This is a genomic window from Nostoc sp. DedQUE04 (assembly GCF_034530995.1).
GTDB lineage: Bacteria > Cyanobacteriota > Cyanobacteriia > Cyanobacteriales > Nostocaceae > Nostoc.
Map to the genome: position 1 here is coordinate 30,977 of NZ_JAVRCA010000053.1, position 18,163 is coordinate 49,139.

Annotated in this window: 16 protein-coding genes and 1 pseudogene; 8 read left to right on the plus strand and 9 right to left on the minus strand. The window is 42.1% G+C overall.

Annotation, left to right across the window (positions count from 1 at the left end):
• The first annotated feature begins 7 nt into the window (after positions 1 to 7).
• Positions 8 to 2,629, plus strand: a complete 2,622-nt coding sequence (locus RM049_RS28420; protein WP_322706556.1) for a PAS domain S-box protein — start codon at positions 8 to 10, stop codon at positions 2,627 to 2,629.
• Positions 2,630 to 2,692: 63 nt separating this feature from the next.
• On the plus strand, positions 2,693 to 4,480 hold the full coding sequence (locus RM049_RS28425) for an ATP-binding protein (protein WP_322706557.1): 1,788 nt from the start codon (positions 2,693 to 2,695) through the stop codon (positions 4,478 to 4,480).
• A gap of 35 nt (positions 4,481 to 4,515) precedes the next feature.
• Here the strand turns inward: RM049_RS28425 and RM049_RS28430 are convergent, their stop codons facing one another.
• The gene (locus RM049_RS28430) at positions 4,516 to 5,085 is read right to left on the minus strand and encodes a Uma2 family endonuclease (RefSeq protein WP_322706558.1); all 570 of its coding nucleotides are present in this window, start codon (positions 5,083 to 5,085) and stop codon (positions 4,516 to 4,518) included.
• A 116-nt stretch (positions 5,086 to 5,201) separates the two neighbouring features.
• On the opposite strand from RM049_RS28430, the gene ureE reads away from it, so the two are divergent.
• From ureE to ureG, 3 genes are all read left to right on the plus strand, one after another.
• Positions 5,202 to 5,648: an urease accessory protein UreE gene (gene ureE / locus RM049_RS28435; protein WP_322706559.1), complete on the plus strand. Its 447-nt coding sequence runs from the start codon at positions 5,202 to 5,204 to the stop codon at positions 5,646 to 5,648.
• The gene (locus RM049_RS28440; protein WP_322706560.1) at positions 5,623 to 6,315 is read left to right on the plus strand and encodes an urease accessory protein UreF; all 693 of its coding nucleotides are present in this window, start codon (positions 5,623 to 5,625) and stop codon (positions 6,313 to 6,315) included. The genes ureE and RM049_RS28440 overlap by 26 nt, the downstream gene beginning before the upstream one ends.
• A 118-nt stretch (positions 6,316 to 6,433) precedes the next feature.
• On the plus strand, positions 6,434 to 7,030 hold the full coding sequence (ureG, locus tag RM049_RS28445; protein ID WP_322687918.1) for an urease accessory protein UreG: 597 nt from the start codon (positions 6,434 to 6,436) through the stop codon (positions 7,028 to 7,030).
• 320 nt (positions 7,031 to 7,350) lie between these two features.
• Here the strand turns inward: ureG and RM049_RS28450 are convergent, their stop codons facing one another.
• From RM049_RS28450 to RM049_RS28465, 4 genes are all read right to left on the minus strand, one after another.
• Entirely contained in the window at positions 7,351 to 9,234 is a 1,884-nt protein-coding gene (locus tag RM049_RS28450) for an ABC transporter ATP-binding protein (protein ID WP_322706561.1), read from the minus strand.
• A gap of 231 nt (positions 9,235 to 9,465) precedes the next feature.
• Positions 9,466 to 10,212 carry a class I SAM-dependent methyltransferase gene (locus RM049_RS28455; RefSeq protein ID WP_322706562.1) on the minus strand — a complete coding sequence of 249 codons (747 nt, stop codon included), beginning with the start codon at positions 10,210 to 10,212 and terminating at the stop codon, positions 9,466 to 9,468.
• Between the two features lie 338 nt (positions 10,213 to 10,550).
• Positions 10,551 to 11,123 carry a single-stranded DNA-binding protein gene (locus RM049_RS28460; RefSeq protein WP_322706563.1) on the minus strand — a complete coding sequence of 191 codons (573 nt, stop codon included), beginning with the start codon at positions 11,121 to 11,123 and terminating at the stop codon, positions 10,551 to 10,553.
• 273 nt (positions 11,124 to 11,396) lie between these two features.
• Positions 11,397 to 12,653 carry an FAD-dependent oxidoreductase gene (locus RM049_RS28465; protein ID WP_322706564.1) on the minus strand — a complete coding sequence of 419 codons (1,257 nt, stop codon included), beginning with the start codon at positions 12,651 to 12,653 and terminating at the stop codon, positions 11,397 to 11,399.
• A gap of 210 nt (positions 12,654 to 12,863) precedes the next feature.
• Here RM049_RS28465 and RM049_RS28470 point away from each other — a divergent pair, with 210 nt between their 5' ends.
• Positions 12,864 to 14,159 (plus strand): ABC transporter ATP-binding protein, encoded by a 1,296-nt coding sequence (locus tag RM049_RS28470; RefSeq protein WP_322706565.1) that lies wholly within the window; start codon positions 12,864 to 12,866, stop codon positions 14,157 to 14,159.
• 2 nt (positions 14,160 to 14,161) lie between these two features.
• Here RM049_RS28470 and RM049_RS28475 read toward each other — a convergent pair.
• The 4 genes and pseudogenes from RM049_RS28475 to fldA form a co-directional block, all read right to left on the minus strand.
• Positions 14,162 to 14,434 (minus strand): annotated as a pseudogene (locus RM049_RS28475) (DUF5615 family PIN-like protein); the annotation flags it as partial.
• Between the two features lie 95 nt (positions 14,435 to 14,529).
• A complete protein-coding gene (locus RM049_RS28480) occupies positions 14,530 to 14,760 on the minus strand; it encodes a DUF433 domain-containing protein (protein ID WP_322706566.1) in 231 nt (76 codons plus the stop codon).
• A 182-nt stretch (positions 14,761 to 14,942) separates the two neighbouring features.
• Positions 14,943 to 15,692, minus strand: a complete 750-nt coding sequence (locus RM049_RS28485; RefSeq protein WP_322706567.1) for an alpha/beta fold hydrolase — start codon at positions 15,690 to 15,692, stop codon at positions 14,943 to 14,945.
• Positions 15,693 to 15,764: 72 nt separating this feature from the next.
• Entirely contained in the window at positions 15,765 to 16,277 is a 513-nt protein-coding gene (gene fldA, locus RM049_RS28490; RefSeq protein WP_322706568.1) for a flavodoxin FldA, read from the minus strand.
• 527 nt (positions 16,278 to 16,804) lie between these two features.
• Here fldA and RM049_RS28495 point away from each other — a divergent pair.
• Both RM049_RS28495 and RM049_RS28500 read left to right on the plus strand, forming a co-directional pair.
• Positions 16,805 to 17,023 carry a hypothetical protein gene (locus tag RM049_RS28495; RefSeq protein WP_322706569.1) on the plus strand — a complete coding sequence of 73 codons (219 nt, stop codon included), beginning with the start codon at positions 16,805 to 16,807 and terminating at the stop codon, positions 17,021 to 17,023.
• Positions 17,024 to 17,070: 47 nt separating this feature from the next.
• Positions 17,071 to 17,739, plus strand: coding sequence for an HAD family hydrolase (locus tag RM049_RS28500; RefSeq protein WP_322675177.1), 669 nt, complete (start codon positions 17,071 to 17,073; stop codon positions 17,737 to 17,739).
• Positions 17,740 to 18,163: the final 424 nt, after the last annotated feature.

The window sequence follows — 18,163 nt, forward strand, 5'->3', positions numbered from 1 at the left end:
TTTTACAATGGCTATGATTACCTTGAATATTATGCCAATTGCTTATATATCAAAGGGTCTAAGAGTGGATGAAATTGTAAAATCATCGCAGAAACCAGATTTTCTACCAGAGAAGATCCCCCTGCTGGAAACAATTGCTGCCAATTTACCGGGAATGATTTTCCAAATTCTGCAACGGCAGGATGGTTCTGTATTTATTCCTTATATTAGTTCTGGTTGTAAATATTTGTATGAATTAGAACCAGAGGCTATACAGCCAGACTTTCAGGTGTTATGCAAACTGATTTATCCACAAGATATAAAAGCTTTTACAGAATCTATTGCTGTTTGTCGTACTACTCTTACACCTTGGCATTGGGAAAGTCGGATTATTACGCCTAGTGGCAAACTTAAATGGATTCAAGGTACTTTACAACCAGAATTACAAGCAACAGGTGATTTTCTTTGGCATGGCTTGGTTATGGATATTACAGATCGAAAACAAGCCCAAGAAAAATTGCTTGAGAGTGAGGCACGATATAAAGCAGTTTTGGATGCTATCCCCGATTTGATGTTTCGCATCAGCCGCGATGGCGAGTATCTAGATTTAAAAAGTGAGGGTGCAAATATCACTCTTTCGAGAGAAGAAATAGTTGGAAAAAATCTGCAAGAGTTATTGCCGAGTGATGTTGCAGCTATTAGCCAAGTAGCGATCGCTAAAACTTTAGATTCGGGAATTTTGCAAACTTGTGAATATCAACTACCAACATCTTTGGGAAACAGAGATTATGAGGCGCGGTTGGTAGTTAGTGGTACAGATGAGGTACTAGCAATTGTCCGAGACATCACAGATCGCAAACAAGGGGAAGTCGCCTTACAAAATCTTGCCCAAAAATTTGCGAAAGCTTTTAGTTGCAGCCCCGATTCAATTACCATTAGCACGCTGCAAGAAGGACGCTTTATCGAAGTTAACGACAGTTTTGTGAATCTTTCCGGTTATGGGCGAGATGAGGCAATTGGTAAAACTTCTTTTGAATTAAATCTTTGGGTACACGATCGCGATCGCCTAAACTTAGTGCAAGAGTTGCAAAGCACGGGAGTTGCTCGTAACTTAGAAATTGATTTTCGGAAAAAATCTGGCGAGATAATTACAACGCTGCTGTCAGCCGAAGTCATTGATTTGAATGGTATTCCTGCCATTTTAGCAGTGCATCATGACATTACAGAACGCAAACAAGTAGAAGCACAATTACGCTTTTGTGCCCAACGCGATCGCTTGTTGGCAGAAACCCTAGTGCGAATTCGATCTTCACTGAAATTAGAGGAAATTCTTCAAACCACCGTGACGGAAGTCAGGCAATTTCTGCAAGCAGATCGAGTTTTCATTGGTTTAAATAATGCTAATTTAGGAGTCAAAACTCTTGCTGAATCAGTAGATCCTAAATATCCATCAGTTTCAGGTTGGTCTACTAAAGATGAAGCTTATCTACAAGAATTAAGAAACTTATTAAAAGATAATCGTGTGCGTGTGGTTGAAGACGTAACGCAAATATCAGCATCTCCCAAAGTAAAAGCACACTGTCAAAAATTCCAAACGAAGGCTAGCTTGGCTGTACCAATTATGCTAGGCAATGAATTATTTGGGGCGTTAATTGCCAATCAATGCTCAGGGCCGCGTCATTGGCAGCCAATAGAAATTGATTTGTTACAGCAGATGTCAGAACAGCTAGCGATCGCGATTCAACAAAGTCAGATATGCCAAAAGCTAGCAGAACTCAACACTAATTTAGAATACCAAGTCCAAGAACGGACAGCACAGTTGCAGCAGAAAATGCAAGAAGTTGAAAATTTGCATCGTGTAAAAGATGTAGTTTTGCACACAGTTGCCCACGATTTACGAACTTCCGTGATGGGTAACTTGATGGTGTTAAAGAATTTGTTAAATCAAGGGCAGGGGAGCAGGGGGCAGGGAGACAAGGGGACAAAGGGACAAGGAGGACAAGGGGACAATGAAAATAACCTTGCCCAATGCCCAATGCCCAATTCCCAATCCCCAATCCCAATATCTCGCTCAATCATCGAGCGAATGATTCAGGGCAACGATCGCCAACTAACAATGATTAACTCATTGCTAGAAATTAATTCCTGTGAAAAACAGGGTATTGAAATCAAACTCGAACCAGTGCAATTTAGCACCTTACTGGGAAGTACATTTGCTCAGTTGGAACCGATGCTGACACAAAATCAAGCGACTCTGAAGAACTTGGTTCGGGCAGACTTACCGTTAGTAATGGCAGATGAGATTCGATTGCAGAAAGTTGTAGTAAATTTGATCGCACATAGCTTGCAAAATAATCCGCCAGGATTAAATTTTACCCTGAGCGCCACCGTTGAAGGGGGAATGATTCGCACTCAGATTCAAGATGACGGTGTGGTAATGAGTAAAGTAGAGTGCGATCGCCTCTTCGATCTCCATGTCCGCGATCCTCAAGATTGCTGCTCTACAAGCATTGGTTTAAAAATGTATCTTTGTCGGAAAGTTATTAAGGCGCATGGCGGCGAAATCGGGGTTATAAATAACCGCAAGCGTGGGTTAACTTTCTGGTTTACACTACCTTTGACAACTTCATCCGCAACAAATCGCCCATAAATCACCAAAAAATGAGAGGGTGTTATTTATGGCAATGTTGAGTAAAGGAAACACCCTCAAGATATGGGCAAAGTTGCTCGGATGCTATTGGCTACTCCATTGACAACAGTGCAAAGGTGGTGGAGAAAAACCTTTTTTGCACCAACAACTGATGAAATCGTTACTCTTTACAGAGTTTGGCGTAACCGTTTTTTGTGGCAAAGATTACGTTTATGGTTATGGCTGGCGCTGATTTGTCTGTTGTCTTTTACTTTGCGAGATATTTACGGCCTGTTTTTTCCATTTGCAGAGTTGCAGCCGTTGCCAGAAGTACTTAGAACTCAACGCCTGGTAATTAATGTTGCAATGCTTGCAAGTATAATTATTTGCTTTGCTTTACATAAAACTAAATTAGGTCGTCATCGTCCAGATTTATTATTTTTGGGGTCTTCTTGGTCACTTAGTTTAGCGTCGCAGTTATTCGCAACCATCAGAGGTTTTGCACTACCCGATACCATCGGCTGGTCGCTGTTGTTCTTGAGCCAAGCTGTGTTGATGCCTGTTTGCTGGATTCTTCACTTGCTGACTCAAGTGAGTGTGCTGATTTACTATTTCGGTGTGAATACAGTACTTGGGCTAAAAACACCAATCCCCGACCACCCAGAAATATATAATGTAACGTTCATTTTATATATCTTCTGGTTTTGTACTATATGTGACTTCGGTGTTTATCTGTACGATCGCCTGCAACGTTCGGAATTTTTCGCCCGCCAAGAACTAGAATCTGCCTACCAAAAACTCAAAGTTGCCGAAGCTAAATATCGCAGTATTTTTGAAAACGCTGTTGAAGGGATTTTTCAAAGCAGTCCCGATGGACGTTACATTACGGCAAATCCTGCTTTAGCGAGGATTTATGGCTACTCCTTAGTAGACGACGTGACAGCAAATTTTACTGATATTGAACAATTGTACGTTGACCCAAACCGCCGAGCAGAATTTGTGCGCCTGATGGAAAAGTATGGCAGCGTTTCCGATTTCGAGTCCCAAATTTATCGTCAAGACGGGAGTATTGTCTGGATTTCCGAAAAAGCCTATACAGTCCGTGACGAACAAGGAAAACTGCTTTACTACGAAGGTTTGATTGAAGACATTACCCAGCGCAAGCAAACTGAAGAAGAACTACGAGTGTTTTTTCATGCAGTTTCCCACGACTTACGCAACCCAGTACTAGGTACTTTAATGGTACTGAAGAATTTGCTGGCCCGTTCAGAGGAAAATATTACGATTTCCCGCTCAATTTTAGAGCGAATGATTCAAAGTAGCGATCGCCAACTGAACTTAATTAATTCGTTGATGGAAACTCATATCAGTGAGGTGCAAGGTGTTGTTTTACAACTTAAAGCCGTACAATTACTGACAGTTGTCGAAGCTGCGATCGCAGATTTAGAGCCATTGCTAGAGCAAAATCAAGCCAAGCTGACAAATTTGGTATCCGCAGATTTGCCATTAGTGAATGCAGATTCCACGCAACTATGGCGAGTTTTTTCTAACTTAATTGTCAATGCTTTGAAACATAATCCCCCTGAATTGCTTTTGACAATCAATGCTACCCGTCAGGATGACATGATTTATTGTACTGTTAGTGATAATGGCGTGGGCATTAGTCAACAACAAAGCGATCGGCTTTTTGACCTTTACTTTCGGGGTACAAGTATCGGCAATTCTGTAAGTTTGGGATTAGGGTTGTATTTATGTAAGCAAATTATCCATGCTCACGGTGGCGAAATTGGTGTGAACAGTGCATTGAATGCAGGGGCAACATTTTGGTTTACCTTACCAATTAGTAGCTCACAGCATGAAGTTGCTAATTAAACCTTTTTGTTACCAAAAATATTTTTTTAAATTTGTTATTCAGGAAAAAAGAAACGAATAGAACAACAAAATCCGGGTAAAAGTGGCGATGTTATTTCATCATCGCCTAATAAAGTAGCAACTAAAACCAACTGTGCTTTTTCTCGCCGATAAACTTCAACTTGTTTAGTGAAGCAATCGACAATCCAATACTCACGCACGCCTTGAACTGAATAAAGTTTCAGTTTTGCTTCCTTGTCTCGAAGTTCGTTTTGTTTACCTGGGGATAAAACCTCTATTACTAACTCTGGTGCGCCTGTCAAATGTCCTGCTTCATCTTCAATTTGCACCAGTCGTTCTCGACTTACCCAAACTACATCCGGTATAACACTATCTGCTTGCGAAAAAATCACACCTGGAGCCACAATTGTTTCCCCTAAACCACTCGAATCTGACCAAACATCGAGTTGTCGGAATATTTTGCCACAAACTTGTTGATGACGGCGGTGAGGAGTGCGAGTCACAAAGAGTTCTCCATTAATAATTTCATAGCGCGTCCACTCATTTTCGGGTAGAACCTCTAAATCGTGAATTGTCCAGCGTACTCCCTCAATGGCTTGGTTCATAATTGTCCCCATTTAGCTCGTTGCCTTTGTTTAATTTTATCTTTTCTTCCGGCAAGGCAGATATTGTATTTAAATTAGAACCATAATGAAAAGCAAAAGTTCAGGCGAAACTCTGTATGCTGACATTTACCCAACTTAAACCACCTAATTACGATGCCGCTGTTACTTTTACTCTGGCGCTAACAGCAGAAGAACGCACCCGCAGTCGTCATCGTTTTGAAACGGCAGATGGTAAAGTTGTGTTTTTACATTTACCCAGAGGAACTGTTTTACACGATGGCGATATTCTGCAAGAAGAAACCCATAGCAGTTTAATCAGAATTACTGCCAAACCAGAACTAGTAATGACAGCTTTTGCCCAAACATCACTTTTATTATTACGGGCAGCATACCATCTAGGAAATCGCCATGTACCTGTAGAAATTACTCCAACTTATTTACGCTTATCTTCAGATTCAGTTTTACGCACTATGTTGGAACAATTGGGGTTAGAAGTTAAAGAGGAAATTTTACCGTTTCAGCCAGAATTAGGAGCTTATGGACAACACCATCATGCTCACTGATAGTCATCTTTTGAGTATTTTACAGTTGGCTAGCCCCGCTTTACCTGTGGGAGCATATAGTTATTCTGAAGGTTTGGAAATGCTGGTAGAAAATGGTACGATCGCTAACCACACACATCTCAAAGATTGGTTAAAAGCAGAGTTGCTCTACGGGGCAATTCGGTTAGAGGCGGCGGTGATGGTACGATCGCAGCAATCCGTAAAAATGAATGATTTAGAATCGCTATGCCGTTGGAACCTGTGGTTGTCGGCTGCTAGGGAAACAGAAGAATTACGTGCCTCTAGTTGGCAGATGGGGCGATCGCTCATCCAATTACTTGGTAAACTAGAACCGCAGATTATGCCTATTGCCAATGCTGTGGGTAATCCTTGCAATTATGCGATCGCTTTTGGTATTGCCGTTGCCCATTGGCAAATCAGCATCCAAGCCGCATTACTCGCATATCTGCATAGTTGGGCAAGTAATTTGATTACTGTTGGCGTGAAACTGATCCCCCTTGGACAAACCGCAGGACAGCAGTTATTGCTAGATTTACAACCATTATTTAGCGTTGCGGCGTTAGAAATTCTCACGTTGGAGGACGATGAACTCGCCTGTTGTAGTTGGGGTTTATCGCTGGCAAGTATGCAGCATGAAACGCAGTATACAAGGTTATTTAGGAGTTAGTCAAAATAATTCGTAATTCGTAATTCGTAATTCGTAATTCGTAATTCGTAATACTTCGACTTCGCTCAGTACAAGTTCGTAATTCGTAATTATTACAAAGGACAAATGACAAATGAAAATAAATGCATTTCGAGTGGGAGTTGCTGGGCCAGTGGGTTCGGGGAAGACAGCTTTAGTGGATGCTTTGTGTAAGGGGTTGCGCGAGCAGTATCAGGTTGCGGTGGTGACGAATGATATTTATACTCAGGAGGATGCTCAGTTTTTAGTGCGCTCTCAGGCGTTGGCTAGCGATCGCATTTTGGGTGTAGAAACTGGTGGTTGTCCTCACACTGCTATTCGCGAAGATGCTTCGATGAATTTGGCGGCAATTGAACAATTAGAAGAACGTTTTATCGATTTGGATTTGGTATTTTTGGAAAGTGGCGGCGATAATTTAGCTGCTACTTTTAGTCCAGAATTGGTGGATTTAACAATTTACGTCATCGATGTTGCGGCTGGTGATAAAATTCCCCGCAAGGGTGGCCCCGGTATTACTAAATCTGATTTATTGGTGATTAACAAAACTGACCTAGCACCTTATGTTGGTGCAGATTTAAGTGTGATGGAACGAGATGCTAAAAAAATGCGCGGCGATAAACCTTTTATTTTTACTAATTTAAAAACTCACTCTGGACTTGCAGATGTAATTAACTTTGTTTGCACAAATATCTGTTGAAAAAGAATTCAGAATTCAGGAGTCAGAATCAAGACAATTAAATCTGACGTGAGTTCGACAAGCCCTTTTTTGACCTCTCCCCCAACCCCTCTCCGACACGGAGAGGGGAGCCAAAACCCTAATTTCTCGTTGCTCCTCCCTTTCCCTGTGGGAGAGGGAGGTTGTCCGGGAGAGGTTCATCGAACTCACGTTAAATCTGCATATTTAATGGGTGTGTAAAAACGCCGTTTATTCAGATGTTTGCATCGCTACCCCTTGGCTATGCGCCACTTTTACAGAATTCATGTCCAATTCTGACGACTGACGCCTTTATTCTGTTTCTATAAAGCCTTCTGATGACGACTTCGCACCCGTTCAGCACTACCGGTAGGAATCGCAGCAATTAATTTTTGCGTGTATTCCTCTTTAGGTTCTTGGTAGATGCTTTCGGCTGTCCCTTCTTCAACAATTTGACCGCGATTCATGACTAAAATGCGATCGCTCATAAATTTCACTACACTTAAATCGTGAGAAATAAAGATATAAGTAAGCTGAAAGTCTGACTGTAACTCTTTGAGAAGATTTAATACCTGCGCTTGTACTGAAACATCTAGCGCTGAAACTGACTCATCGCAGATGATAAACTTAGGATTTAACGCCAAAGAACGAGCTATGCAAATCCGTTGGCGTTGACCGCCAGAAAACTGATGAGGATAGCGGTTAATCGCATCTGCACTCAACCCCACTCGTTCTAAAAGTTCGACTACTCGCTGGCGTCGTTGTTGTTTTGTCTTCCCAACAGCGTGAATTAACAAAGGTTCCATTACCGCGTCCCCAACCTTCATTCGGGGATCGAGGGAACTAAAAGGATTTTGGAAGACTATTTGCATTTCCCGCCGCAGTTTTTGCAACCGTTCTCCTTTGAGACTAGTTATATCTTGTTTCTCAAAGATAATCTGACCACTCATCGGTTCAATTAATCGCAGCAAGGTTCTGCCAAGGGTCGTTTTACCGCAACCAGATTCTCCCACCAAACCTAGTGTTTCTCCTGGTTTAACATCAAAAGAAACGCCATTAACTGCCATATTGTAGCGTTTTGTACCACCAAACACCCCGCGCACTGGAAAACCAACTTTCAGGTTGCGGATTTGCAGCAGAGGTTCTTTCTCATTAAAGTTTGCCAATCTTGCAGCAATCTCTTCTTTGGTGACTTCTGTAGGTTGTGCGGGTTCTTTCGGCTGAATTACTACTTGTCCCGTTGGCGTCTCTTCTGCACTCATGTAGTCGGAAACGGTGAGTAATTTTTGGGGACGGCGGTCAAGTGTGGGGCGACAAGCTATCAAACCTTTAGTATATGGATGCTTGGGAGTGGTAAAAATTTGCTCAGAAGTACCAGATTCGACAACTTTACCTCTATACATCACCGCTACTTGGTCAGCAATTTCTGAAATTAGTCCCAAGTCGTGGGTGATGAAAATCATTGCCATGTCACGACTTTGCTGCAATTCTCGCATTAACTCCAAAATAGTCGCTTGCACCGTCACATCCAAAGCTGTGGTTGGTTCATCGGCGATTAAGATTAATGGGTTGCAAGAAATTGCCATTGCAATCATTACCCGTTGCAACTGACCTCCAGAAAGTTCATGAGGGTAGCGTTCCAGCATGGCTTCTTTGTGTTCTTTAACCAACTGTGCCAACTTTGGTGCATCTGGTTTCGATGACTTGTTGGTTTGATGCCAAGTTTCGATATACTGCTGCTGGATTTCCTCATCGCTAGGTAGAAGTTTAACCTCTTGCAGACCTGCGATCGCAATTTGTCGTGCTTGGGCTGCTGACACATTTTGATGCCGCATAATCGCTTCTGTTAGCTGAAACCCGATGTTATAAACTGGATTAAGCGAACTCATCGGTTCTTGAAAAATCATGGCGATGTCGCCACCCCGGTGTAATTGCATTTGCTCAGGAGGCAATGTTACCAAATCAATGGGGTTGCCATTTTCCTGCGGACGAAACCAGATTTCACCGCCAGTCACTATGCCAGGAGTTTGCAACAAACCCATCACAGCTAAGGCTGTCACCGATTTACCACTTCCCGATTCTCCTACTATTCCTAGAGTCTCACCTCGATGCAGCGCAAAGGAAATACCATCCAAAGCTCTAACAGTGTTGCCATCACCGGGAAATTCAACTTGGAGATTGCGAACCTCTAGGACAGTTTCTCTCATAGGAGTTGGGTATGAATATTAACTTAAAATTATTTGGATTTTAACAATAGTTTTGATGTATATGTCTGTAAATTTGGTTTTTACACTTCTTGGCAGTTTTCACTGCTTAAACTTTAACCACAATTGACATCACATACTTCCACAATATACATGCATTTGCGATGTAGAACTGCTTGCGATCGTCCACAGCCGTAACTTACAGTTAGCCATTATCTGCCGAAGTACGAGACTTTATCTATTTTTATAAGCAATAACCAACAGTTGAGGAGCATCAAAACCACCCTGAAGCACAAGGTCGTGTACAATCTGCCATCCCTTTCGAGTAAACAACAATTCCCAAAACGATGGGCTGGATTCTGAGTATAGTTGTCTCCAGTAAAGCAACTCACGACGAGTCAAAAAACACTGGTCACAACGGTAATAATCTATACAAAAACCTGTTGTTTCCAGAAGCGTAAATATTTGCTCCTGAGTGAAGGCATGAAGGTGGTATGGATCAAAATGACGCGTCTCACCTAGCGGTACAGACATCATCAATACACCATTGCTAGTTAAATAATTACTGAGTTGTTTTAAAAAATAGGTCGGATTTTTTAAATGTTCTATCGTCTCAAAGGAGATAACAACGTCAAAACGCTCTGAACACTCAAATTGCTCTGCATCAGCGCAAATAAAGTTTATTCCGGGTATTTGGTAGTGTTTCTTAGCGTATTCCACAATCTGGGAGCATATATCGACTCCAACTACACTGCTTGCACCTGCCACACGAAGCATTTGGCTACCATATCCACTGCCACATGCTATATCTAGAACTCTTTTTCCCAAGACATACTTAGTTGCAGTTTCGTAGCGTCCAAGATGTAGCTCCACGATCTTGCGACTAGCCGAATCCTTAGCCATGCGCTTGGGAATCAAGCGTTCCCAAGTTACAGCCAGGTTATCCAAAGCTTCAACTGAACTGCTAACAAAGTTACTCATATAATTTACGGTTGACAAAGCGCTAGTGTTTTTTATGGTAGTTTTCAATTATACATAGCTGTCAGTAACCCTAACCCTGCATTCAGACCAGATGCTCTTGTATACGATCTGGCTAGGGTGTTGATTTTGTTGGAAATACCATCATAATTTCTCACGTAATTTTTGTGTCGTTAGTAGAATCAGAAGAATTAGTATAAGCGATGCCTCACGATCAAACGTAATATAAAGCGTCAACGCAGAAGACAAAAAAATAGCACATCCTCAAGGATGGCTATTTGTAGAAATTGTCTAATCGTAATCATTAGTTAGCAAATTGAATACACGCTCAACTACCAACTTTAGAAGGGAATATCATCTGGATCTGGTTCTTCCTCTTTCACTGCTGGATAAGTAGTTCGCTCATAATTTGTGGATTGGGGTACGGGTTCGTAAGTTTTCGTTTGGGGAGCAACGCCAACAGGATTTGTCGCTGGGGTAGGCGCTGGACGTGGTGACTCGTAACTGGGAACCTCTTTCTGTGCAGGACGAGATGCTGCTGGTTGTCGGGGAGCAGTTTCAGTGAATGATGGAGTTACGGTTGCTGAGGGTAATGGATCGGTATTAAAACTACCTCCAACAGATTGAATTTGTTGTACTGTCAATTCAGCGCGTTTTTCTTTAAAACCTTCTTGACGATCGACAGTATTCATAGTTAAACGTCCTACCAAGATGACGCGATCGCCTTGGTGGTAGTTTTGCTGAATTTCTGTTGCTAAATTCCCCCAACCAACAACTTTCAGCGTGGCTGGCGGATCTTCTGGTTTCTGAGAATTGGGAAACTGCACCAGCATTTCCGTGACTCCCAGATTATCCGCTGTATAGCGGAGTTGCGGCTCGTTAATAATTTCCGCCATCAAAACGCAGCTGTTCATTAAAATTACTCCTGACTGCAAAAAGTACTGATTGAAAAAGAGGGTGTTTTTGTATGTAGTGCCAATTAATATCTAGATATGTTTAATTGTTTGCATTTTTTAATAATGCCTGAGTTTTTAGTTATTTCTAGCATAAAAGCCAAGCGATCGCTTTGAACAGCATTGAGTATACCGTTCGCCACCTTCGCTTGACTAAATTGAGCATTCAATTCTGCATAGAGTAGTATAATTGTACCACTGAATTAATTAAATAGAAAAAATTCTTGCCAAGAATTAAGCCTTGACGTGAACTGGAAAAACACCCAAGGCGATCAACCTGGCGGGAAGGTCGCGCAAGATGGGTAAGCGCAAAAACGCAGGTGGTACAAAGGTGCGATTTGAGGTGAGAACCGGGGCCAATACCCGCTTTTGGATCAAAGTTTGAAACGCCTGAATAATGCGTGTGGGCAACTCGCGTTGACGTTGTACTTTTGCTAGGTCACTAAGTTGTACTTCTCGGTTCTTGAGCGGTTTGCTGAGTACATTTGCCGCGACTACAGCATCTTGAATCGCGTAATTAATGCCAACTCCACCAACGGGGGACATTATATGAGCTGCATCACCGATGAGTAACAGTCCCGGACGATACCAGCGTTTGACACGGCTGGACTCGACTGAGAGAAAAGCTATTTGTGACCAATCATGTAAATTTTGAATGCGTTGCTGGAATTCTGGTACAACTTCGACAACAGATTTTTTTAATTCCTCCAAACCCGCAGCCCTTAGTTGTTGATAGCCTCCTTTAGGAATAACATAGGCAAGTTGCCACTCATCACCACGGTCAAGCATGGCGATTAGCTTACCTTGACCAAAGCGCCCCATTCCCCCTTCAGGGTCTTCTGGCTGACGCGGTAGGCGAAACCAGAGGACATCCATTGGCGGCGAAGTTTCGATTGACTCAAACTCACCCAAGTGGCGTAAACGTGAGTGGCGACCGTCTGCACCAACTGTCAGTATTGCCCGAATTTCATGCCAACCACCGCCTCCTCGATAGCGGACACCTTGAATCACGCCATTTTCGGCAATTAATTCCTGCACATTCGCACCCATCACCAGATGGAAACTAGGATATTTTTGTGCTTCTTGGGTGATGAACTCCAGGAATTTTACCTGGGGAAGCATTGTAATGTAGGGATAATGGGTTTTCAGATGGCTAAAATCTGCAAATGTGACAGTATCTTGAGGAGTTTGAATACTAATTTGCCGCATTTTGGTATGGGGAAGTCCTAGCAAGCGATCGCTTAATCCCAATTCCTCCATAATTTCCATCACCGATGGATGAATCGTATCGCCACGAAAGTCGCGATCGAAGTCTTTGTGTGCTTCCAGCAGCATCACAGAAATGCCTTGACGCGCTAACAACAGCCCCAATACTGCTCCTGCTGGTCCCCCACCCACAATGCAACAATCTGTAGTTTGTACGTCTACAATGTCATGGACAGGATTAATACTTGGGTCTTGGGAAAGATTTTTAGGTACATCGGTAGTCATCACAACACCTCTTGATAGCCCTAAAATTTAGAATAGTTTGCTTTTGATAGTGTTAGCTGTTTTTTTAACTTTTCGTATTTACCCTGAAGGTGTATTATGATGAGCGCTAAACTGTCATTGGTCATTAGTCATTAGTCCAAATCTAATGCCCAATGCCCAATGCCCCATGCCCCATGCCCAATGCCCAATCCCCAATGACAATAATTAGTTGTGTCCCAAGTTATTTTAGAAAACGTTTATAAAAGTTTTTCCTCGCGTAAAGGGGAAAGTGTTACCTCACAAACCCAATCTCCTCTCACGCCTGGGGAAAAAATCGATGTAGCCCAAGAGCGGGCGGAAAGTGTCAATGTTTTGCGGCGGATTAACCTGACGATCGCAGACGGCGAATTTATGGTGTTGGTAGGCCCTTCTGGTTGTGGTAAAAGTACCTTGCTGCGGTTAATCGCCGGCTTAGAAGTGATGACTGGCGGTAATATCTGGATAGGCGATCGCTTAATCAATGATTTACCACCCAAGGAACGCGACATCGCAATGGTGTTCCAAAATTACGCCCTCTATCCTCACATGACGGTGTATGACAACATCGCTTTTGGGTTGCGCCGCAGGGGAAGCAGAGGAGATACTTCCTCGTCTCTTTATTTTCGGACGTGGGCGGAAAATCTTTTTGTAGGAGCGACCAGAAAGTTACCTAAAGGATTGCGCTACACTTGTGACAAAGAACGGGCGGTGGATGAACAGGTGCGTAGTGTTGCTCAACTGTTGCAAATCGAAACATTGCTGAATCGCTTACCCAAACAACTATCTGGGGGACAAAGACAACGGGTTGCATTGGGAAGAGCGATCGCACGTGACCCGCAGGTATTCTTAATGGATGAGCCGCTTTCTAACTTAGATGCCAAACTGCGGGCGGAAACCCGCGCTCAAATTGTCAAATTGCAGCGCCAATTGGGGACGACGACAATTTACGTTACCCACGATCAAACAGAAGCTATGACAATGGGCGATCGTATTGCGATTATGTCTGAGGGTAAAATTCAACAAGTTGCTTCTCCCTTAGAACTTTACAACCGCCCAGCCAATCTTTTTGTAGCAGAATTCATTGGTTCACCACCGATGAATTTTATTCCTGTAGAATTTCATGCCCCGCAGTTGATTACTTATTCCCAGTTTCGTTTCACTCTCCCAGAGGTTTGGGCAAAAGCCTTACAAAAATATGATGGGAAAACTTTAATTTTAGGGATTCGCCCAGAACACTTGAACTTGAGTATGCCTGCCACCAAAAATCTACCCGTGCAAGTAGATTTGGTAGAGAATCTCGGTAACGATTCCTTTCTCGCTGTTAAGATTGCCGAACCGGGATCTAAACCTGCCACTACATCTAATTACCTACAAGTGCGAATACCACCAGACCGATTTGTACAACTTGGTGAGCAACTATGGTTATCACTAACTCCAGAGAAAATTCACTTTTTTGATCCAGAAACCGAGTTAGCAATATTTCCCTAATACTATCCGCGTCTAATTGGTAGAATACGCACCCTAGATTGGGCTTGGTCAACAGTGACCAATGCGCCTGTTTCTAGTGAAGACTCAAACTGATTCACGGCTGAAATAACTAGATTTTCAATACTGTTTGGCAAAACATCCTGGGTACGAACCTGAATAACACTGGGAGTATCGGCACCTGTAGTAGCTAGTAAGGAACCGAAGTCTAAATCGTGAGTAAAGACGATATATTCATTAGTTCTTGCCCACTGCATAATTATTGAATCTTTCTCGCGGGGATCGCCAACGCTAGATCAGTGGACAGAGGAGATATTATACCTCTCAAAAACCGCAACCCAATCAGGAGAAAGGTTCATATCAATCAAAATTTTCATGCACTTTTAAGAGGGACTTCAATCTCTTCAGCCCGCCATGCAGCGTAGGCAAGTGCCTCATAGATGTCGGCTTCTTCGAGGTAGGGATATGCCTTGAGGATGTCGCTATTACTGTGTCCAGATGCTATTAACCCGACGATGGTACCAACAGTAATACGCATTCCCCGAATACAGGGTTTGCCACCCATCACTTCAAGATTGCGAGTAATTCTAGTGAGATTTTGCATAATTTTTGTAGAGTATTATATTGAGCATTTTAACTTTCACAAGTGCGATCGAATTGGTAAAAAAGTGCTTTCAACTGTAAAGTAGCGATGCCTACGGCGGCAAGCTACGCACCCCATTACACCCCAAATTTCATCGGTGCGTAGCCGTAAGGCTTTTCGTCAGACATCGCACCTCAAAGTTACTAATTTATAGAAGTGCTAAAAGATAGTGCAGATGCTTCTAGTAGATGCGGATGGTGACTTTGCCAAAAACTCAAAATTTGTTCGCCAACCTGTTGAGGATAAAAATAGTGAAAAAAATGATACCCTTCTGGGTATTCCCAGAGTTTATCTTCTGGCTTGAACCAATTTAACCAGTCATGCAATACAGTTGAGTTGACTACCGGATCGCTCTTGCTACCACATACCATCATTGGCATAGAAACTCCACCTTTGGGTAAATAAACCAACTTAAATAAAGAGTGTGACGTGGGAGATTGTTCTAAATCTTTATCTAAGGCAGCTACTAACTTTTTAGTGGTATGAGGTGGTTGATTGCCAAATAGACTGCGAACGGTACTTGCTAGAATTAGTTCACGGCTGATGCTAAAAAGTTGTCGTTGAAAGTAATAGTGAGCCTGCCAATTGTTTGCAGGTTGAGCAGCTACAGCTAGCAGAGTGAGCGATCGCACTTTTTGCGGAAATCGCCGCGCAAAAGTGAAAGCGATCGCACCACCCATAGCATGACCTGCTAAATGCACGGGGCCGCGGCATTCCAAAAATTCATACAGTAAATCTACAGCTTGATCTATGGAACTGGCTTCATCTTTAGTTTGCTGATATTCCCACTGAGCAATATTTATATAACTAGATAAATATTCAAGTAATGGTTTATCAAAACGCTGCAAAACAGGACTGGCACTTAACCATAAAACATCAAATGAATCAGACATAAATACCTATAACTTCTAAATTAAATTATCAGTTTCAACAAAGGCGTACAGTTAGCTGTACGCCCTAAATCTCTACAAACCAAATTCTTTCTTTAACTGAGCAACCCAAGTTTTAATTCGCTCATCTGTTAAATCAGATTGACTACCTTCATCAAGTGCCAATCCGACAAACTTGCCATTTCTCAAAGCTCTAGAATTCTCAAAGTCATATCCCTCGGTTGACCAGTAACCAACAGTTTTACCGCCCCGTTGGGAAATCTTTTCTTCCAGAATTCCGATTGCATCTTGGAAGTTATCGGCATAACCATATTGGTCTCCATCACCAAAATAGGCAACTAGCTTTCCACTAAAATCTATTTCATCTAGATCGGAGAAAAAGCCTTCCCAATCGCTCTGAAGTTGACCAATATCCCAAGTAGGAGAGCCAATAATCAGCAATTCATATTCATCAAAAGTGCTACTATCCGCCTCGTAAATGGGATGTAATGTCACAACATCATCACCAAACTCATCCCGAATTTTTTCAGCATCAGATTCAGTGTTACCAGTTTGAGTACCGTAAAACAAACCAATTTTTTTTGACATATTGACACCTGATAAATAGTTGTGTGCCCTGCTGGAAAGTCGCCCTGAGAGGTTGGTTAATCTGCCAAAGCATCGACTCCAGTGTTTCAACAGCCACGCAAGTCAAAAACGTTATCTTTTCAGAAAGTTTGCCAATAGCTGAAATACATCACCTGCTTAATGAGTATTAGTCTCAATAACCTTGAAGATATCCTACCAGACTAATTGAGAGTTTTTTTCATTTAAATAGGTAAACTTTTGTTAAGTCTTTCAGGAAACAAACCGAAAACTAGACGAGGCAGCAAGAATTCTCCTACCTTAATTGGTCAAAAACTTCCCACTTACTCGAATAGGAGTATTGAGATGAACGTCTGAACAAAAGAGTTTAGACAAAAAGCGATACAAGACTCGATCTTGCAGGAGTTATGCGATCTTGTCCTTTGGCTGCCTTAAATACGGTAAATCAATCGAGTTACCGTATTTTCATATTAAGAGTGAATAACGCACTCTGCAAGAAGATAGTTTAAATCAAACGGAAATTGTCCCTTATGCCAAAAGACTGGTTTGAATGGCACGATCTCTACAATAGTGAACCAACATTGCAGCAGCGACTGCAAATTGTTCGGGAATATATTTCTCATAGCTTGGATGCATCTTTACCGGGAATCATTCGTGTAGTCAGTGTTTGCGTGGGTGATGGGAGGGATTTATTCGGGAACGCTATCAAAGCACTCCTGTGCAAAAGATGTGTACGCACGACTTGTTGAACTTGTCTAGATTACAATTACTGAAAAAAGTAACTGTTCGTTAAGCTATGACAAATTTGGAATTGATCATTTTTGATTGCGATGGTGTGTTGGTAAATAGTGAACCGATAGTGAATCGTATTTTTGCCGAAACATTAACTGAAGGTGGATTGACAATCACCTATGAAGAAGTCACCCAACAATTTATGGGGAAGTCATTGGCAACTTGTTTGGAGATTATTAAGAAAACCTACGGAAAACCAGTTCCTGCTAAATTGCTTGAACGCTGTAAGGAACGAGAAATCGCTGCATTGCAACAAGAACTCCAAGCAACTGAGGGAATTGCTGCCGTTTTAGAACAGATTACATTGCCAAGATGTGTAGCATCGAACAGCAGTCCTCGGCATATTCAATTCGTTTTACAATTAACGGGATTGTTGCATCAATTTGATGGCAAGCTATATAGCTCTCATCATGTTGAACGCCCTAAGCCCTTTCCTGATGTGTATCTGTATGCGGCTAGCCAAATGGGTAAGACTCCAGAAAATTGTTTGGTAATCGAGGACTCGGTAACGGGGGTGCAAGCAGCATCTGCCGCCCGAATGCAGGTATTTGGTTATACTCCACGAAGTAATCAAGGCAATTCTTCGCATCACGATGCTTTGATTGCCGCAGGAGCAAAGCTAGTTTTTGAGGATATGTATCAATTGCCGATTTTATTGAAATTGTGGAAGTGATTTCAAAGTTTTTGTGGGATATCACTTAAGGTTTACTGAACCCAGGACAATCACCTTATTCATTCTTATACTGTCCAATTTTCTGAAAATTTAGGATATATTGTTGACGACTTTTTTAGCTTAGGTAATCGCCTAGAGTCTGATAAGTCACATTTTCAAAATAAGTGTATTTTGTCAATACGCCCAAATGTAGAAATAAACGACCAATACCTGAAAGTATTCAGTTCACTCTAACTAAATTTCTCGAATTTGGATAGTGGACAGTTCAACTTTAGAGGCATTATTTTGTAACGGAAAAACAACGAGGCTCCGACCAATTTTTCTTCCGAACGCCTTCTCAAAATCTCTTGAAAACTACCTTACAGCCTTAATTTGTGACGAATGGGCGGGTGGTCAAGATAATTCGTAGTTCGTAATTAAAGAA

Bases quoted from the DNA above. Each gene is read 5' to 3' on its own strand.
- RM049_RS28420 (WP_322706556.1), top strand. From the start codon at position 8: ATGGCTATGATTACCTTGAATATTATGCCAATTGCTTATATATCAAAG.
- RM049_RS28425 (WP_322706557.1), top strand. From the start codon at position 2,693: ATGGGCAAAGTTGCTCGGATGCTATTGGCTACTCCATTGACAACAGTG.
- RM049_RS28430 (WP_322706558.1), bottom strand. From the start codon at position 5,085: ATGAACCAAGCCATTGAGGGAGTACGCTGGACAATTCACGATTTAGAG.
- ureE (WP_322706559.1), top strand. From the start codon at position 5,202: ATGCTGACATTTACCCAACTTAAACCACCTAATTACGATGCCGCTGTT.
- RM049_RS28440 (WP_322706560.1), top strand. From the start codon at position 5,623: ATGGACAACACCATCATGCTCACTGATAGTCATCTTTTGAGTATTTTA.
- RM049_RS28450 (WP_322706561.1), bottom strand. From the start codon at position 9,234: ATGAGAGAAACTGTCCTAGAGGTTCGCAATCTCCAAGTTGAATTTCCC.
- RM049_RS28455 (WP_322706562.1), bottom strand. From the start codon at position 10,212: ATGAGTAACTTTGTTAGCAGTTCAGTTGAAGCTTTGGATAACCTGGCT.
- RM049_RS28460 (WP_322706563.1), bottom strand. From the start codon at position 11,123: ATGAACAGCTGCGTTTTGATGGCGGAAATTATTAACGAGCCGCAACTC.
- RM049_RS28465 (WP_322706564.1), bottom strand. From the start codon at position 12,653: ATGACTACCGATGTACCTAAAAATCTTTCCCAAGACCCAAGTATTAAT.
- RM049_RS28480 (WP_322706566.1), bottom strand. From the start codon at position 14,760: ATGCAAAATCTCACTAGAATTACTCGCAATCTTGAAGTGATGGGTGGC.
- RM049_RS28485 (WP_322706567.1), bottom strand. From the start codon at position 15,692: ATGTCTGATTCATTTGATGTTTTATGGTTAAGTGCCAGTCCTGTTTTG.
- fldA (WP_322706568.1), bottom strand. From the start codon at position 16,277: ATGTCAAAAAAAATTGGTTTGTTTTACGGTACTCAAACTGGTAACACT.
- RM049_RS28495 (WP_322706569.1), top strand. From the start codon at position 16,805: ATGCCAAAAGACTGGTTTGAATGGCACGATCTCTACAATAGTGAACCA.
- RM049_RS28500 (WP_322675177.1), top strand. From the start codon at position 17,071: ATGACAAATTTGGAATTGATCATTTTTGATTGCGATGGTGTGTTGGTA.